This is a genomic window from Streptomyces sp. Ncost-T10-10d, assembly GCF_900091955.1.
GTDB lineage: Bacteria > Actinomycetota > Actinomycetes > Streptomycetales > Streptomycetaceae > Streptomyces.
Genome location: NZ_FMDF01000188.1, coordinates 1 through 3005 on the forward strand (window position 1 = coordinate 1; position 3005 = coordinate 3005).

A 3005-nucleotide genomic window follows, 5' to 3' on the forward strand; every position below is an offset into this window, starting at 1 on the left:
ACCGCCCACACATCGTTGGTGTGGCCGGTCAGGGGTTTGCCGATGGGCTGCCTGGTGGTCAGGTCCCACATTCGCACCTTCTTGTCACAGCTACCGGTGACGGCGACCGGGCGCCCGTCCACCATCGCCGTCGCCACCGCCCACACCGGGTGAGCGTGGCCCGTGAGGGGTTCGCCGATCTGCTTCCCTGTGGTCAGGTCCCACACGCGCGCGGTGTCGTCATCGCCGCCGCTGACGGCGATGGGTCGACCGTCCAGCACCGTTGTGGCCACGGCACAGACCGTGCCGGTGTGGCCGGTGAGGGGTTCACCGATCTGCTTCCCGCTAGCCAGGTCCCACACCCGCACCGTGCTGTCCCAACTGCCGGTGACGGCGACCGGACGGCCGTCCATCGACGTGGTCGCTACCGCCTGCACGAAGTCGATGTGGCCCGTGAGGGCATGCCGGAACTGCGAGGAAACCAGGCCACCCGTGGCCCATTCCACCCCCCACGGCGCTGTCGGTTTGCCCGCCGCTGGTACAGCCGCGATCCGCGCCGACAACGCCACGTCTCCGTACCGGGCGGCGTCCAGCCCCAGCAACTGTTGCCGCACCCAGCTCTCCGCACCCTGGTGCAGGTGCGCAGAAGCCCGGTACACCGCCGCTGCCAACAGCTCCTCCGGCCCCAAGGCACTGTCGAGCACCGCCATGACCCGCTCCGGGTCGGTGTTCACCAGCCACTCCGGGTCGGCTAACCACCCACCCGCCACGGCGTCTTCATGGCACAGGTTATTGCTTCGGAGATCGTCGGACATGATTGGCACGGTACCCGCCTCCACCCACCAACCGCCTCCCAAGCACGCACCGGGAACGAAATTGCGTACTTCTACGCATCCCTGCTACCAGACACCAGCCCGGCCACGGGCGTCAGCACCGCACCCCCAAGGCCACCACAGCGATGACCACCCCAACCACCCGCAGTGATCACATTGAGTATCGAATGCCGACTGCAGCACGGCCCCGATAGATCACCCCGACCGGCCTATTCGCGCGAGTTGTAAGTCCTGGGCTTTCACTTGGTGTTGAGCTGGTCCTCGAAGAAGAGCGAGAACTGGTTCAGTGCCTTCTCCCAGTGTGGCGCGACGTGGTTTGCGGCCTGCCAGGTCCGCACGATCGCAGGATACCGCTGGCCCAGCTCGCCCGAGGCGAAGTCGGCGAGGGCCTGCTCGGCGGCCTGCTCGGTCGGGGCGGTGCAGATGGCCTTCAACTCCGCGACCGGCTTTGCGTGGTGCTGTTTGGAGGCGAACCTCAGCGAGGCACGGATCAAGTGGATCACACATGCCTGAACGGTGGCTTTGGGCCAGGTTGCGGTGACCGCGTCGGGCAGGCCCTTCAGTCCGTCGCAGGCGACGATGCATACATCTCGCACGTCCTTGCAGCCGTCCATGTCCACCCCGACGGCCAGGTAGACCGGCCGGGAGGCCACGGATCCGGAGCGGGTCCTCACCCGCAGCGCGTCGATGCAGATGATCGGCCAGACCGCGTTCAGCGGTCTGTTCTGCCATGGCTACTCCTCCTCTGAGCGCTGCAGGACGCCCCGAGTGCGGCAGGCACTGCTGGCGGGCGCGTAACAGCTCGGGCAGTCGTCACGTCCAGGCCCAAGCGTGGCCTGATTGGGTGGCAGAGACGGCAGTCCGTCAGAAGCGGCAGCAGGCGGGCTGCAGGAGTTCGTGGCAGCCTGTTTCCGATCGCTCGAAGGGGGCGAAGCCTGGATCACCACTGGAGAGAGGACCTGGCATGCAGGCCGTCGTCGTTCGAAACCGCGCCGCCGGTGTCGAGGGAATGTCGCTGACGGAGGTGCCCTACCCCCACCTCGTCGAGAACGACGTCATCGTGCGCGTGCATGCCGCTGGGTTCACCCCGGGGGAACTCGCCTGGCCGGGAACGTGGACGGATCGCGCCGGGCGCGACCGGACGCCGAGCGTGCCTGGACACGAGCTTTCGGGCGTCGTTGCCGAACTCGGGTACGGCACCACCGGTCTCTCGGTGGGCCAGCGGGTGTTCGGCCTGGCCGACTGGACCCGGGACGGCTCGCTGGCCGAGTACACCGCGGTGGAGGCTCGCAATCTGGCCCCGCTTCCGGCGGACGTCGACCATACGGCGGCCGCCGCACTGCCGATCTCGGGGCTGACCGCCTGGCAGGCCCTGTTCGACCACGGCCGGCTTACCGCTGGACAGACCGTCCTGGTCCACGGGGTCGCGGGCGGTGTGGGGTCGATCGCGGTGCAGCTCGCGCGTGAGGCGGGGGCGCGGGTGATCGGCACGGGCCGGGCCGGCGACCGGGACACCGCTGTCGGGCTGGGCGTGTATGCCTTCGTGGATCTGCAGGCCGATGGGCTGGAGAGCGTCGGGGAGGTCGATCTGGTTCTCGACGTGATCGGCGGCGAGGTCCAGGAACGCTCGGCCGCGCTGGTGCGGGCCGGGGGCACGCTGGTCACCATCGCCTCGCCGCCCGAGGTCCGTCCGCGGGACGGCAGGGCCGTCTTCTTCGTCGTCGAGCCCGACCGTGCCCGGCTCGCGGACCTGGTCCAGCGGCTCAGGGACGGACGGCTCAAGCCGATCGTCGGCGAGGTCAGGGCGCTGGCCGAGGCACCCGCCGCGTTCGCCCCCGGCCGCCACGCCCGTGGCAAGACCATCATCCGGGTCATGGACGGCGGATAACCGGCGGCAGAGCGCGCGGACGCCTGGCCCCCCGGGCCGTCTTCACGGCCCGAAGCCCGCGCCGTACTTGCGCTGCACTCGGCGACCGTCGCGGTCGCCGGCGAGGTCCCGCTCAAGCGACTCAGGCACGCCATCGCCTGCTTCCCGACCGTCAGCGAGGTCTGGCTCTTCTCCTCGCCGCTACCGACGCAACCGCACCTGAGTACTCTCTGTGCGGCTCCTACTCGACCGCCTGTCGAGAGGGAGTTCATTGCCGACGGGCTGCAACGCCGATCAGTCGTTACAAAGATCGAGAGGTGCGAGAT

Annotated in this window: 2 protein-coding genes and 1 pseudogene; 1 reads left to right on the forward strand and 2 read right to left on the reverse strand. The window is 69.0% G+C overall.

Going from position 1 to position 3005, the window contains the following annotated elements; translation table 11 throughout:
- Both GA0115254_RS34175 and GA0115254_RS34180 read right to left on the reverse strand, forming a co-directional pair.
- The coding region (locus GA0115254_RS34175; RefSeq protein ID WP_370740987.1) for a WD40 repeat domain-containing protein at window positions 1–818 on the reverse strand (818 nt) is incomplete at its 3' end.
- 233 nt (window positions 819–1051) lie between these two features.
- Window positions 1052–1531 (reverse strand): annotated as a pseudogene (locus GA0115254_RS34180) (transposase); the annotation flags it as partial.
- 245 nt (window positions 1532–1776) lie between these two features.
- Here GA0115254_RS34180 and GA0115254_RS34185 point away from each other — a divergent pair.
- The gene (locus GA0115254_RS34185) at window positions 1777–2700 is read left to right on the forward strand and encodes an NADP-dependent oxidoreductase (RefSeq protein ID WP_093899152.1); all 924 of its coding nucleotides are present in this window, start codon (window positions 1777–1779) and stop codon (window positions 2698–2700) included.
- The last annotated feature ends 305 nt before the right edge of the window (window positions 2701–3005 follow it).

What these genes read in the sequence shown, in the direction of transcription:
- GA0115254_RS34185 (WP_093899152.1), top strand. Translation starts at nt 1,777, where the DNA reads ATGCAGGCCGTCGTCGTTCGAAACCGCGCCGCCGGTGTCGAGGGAATG.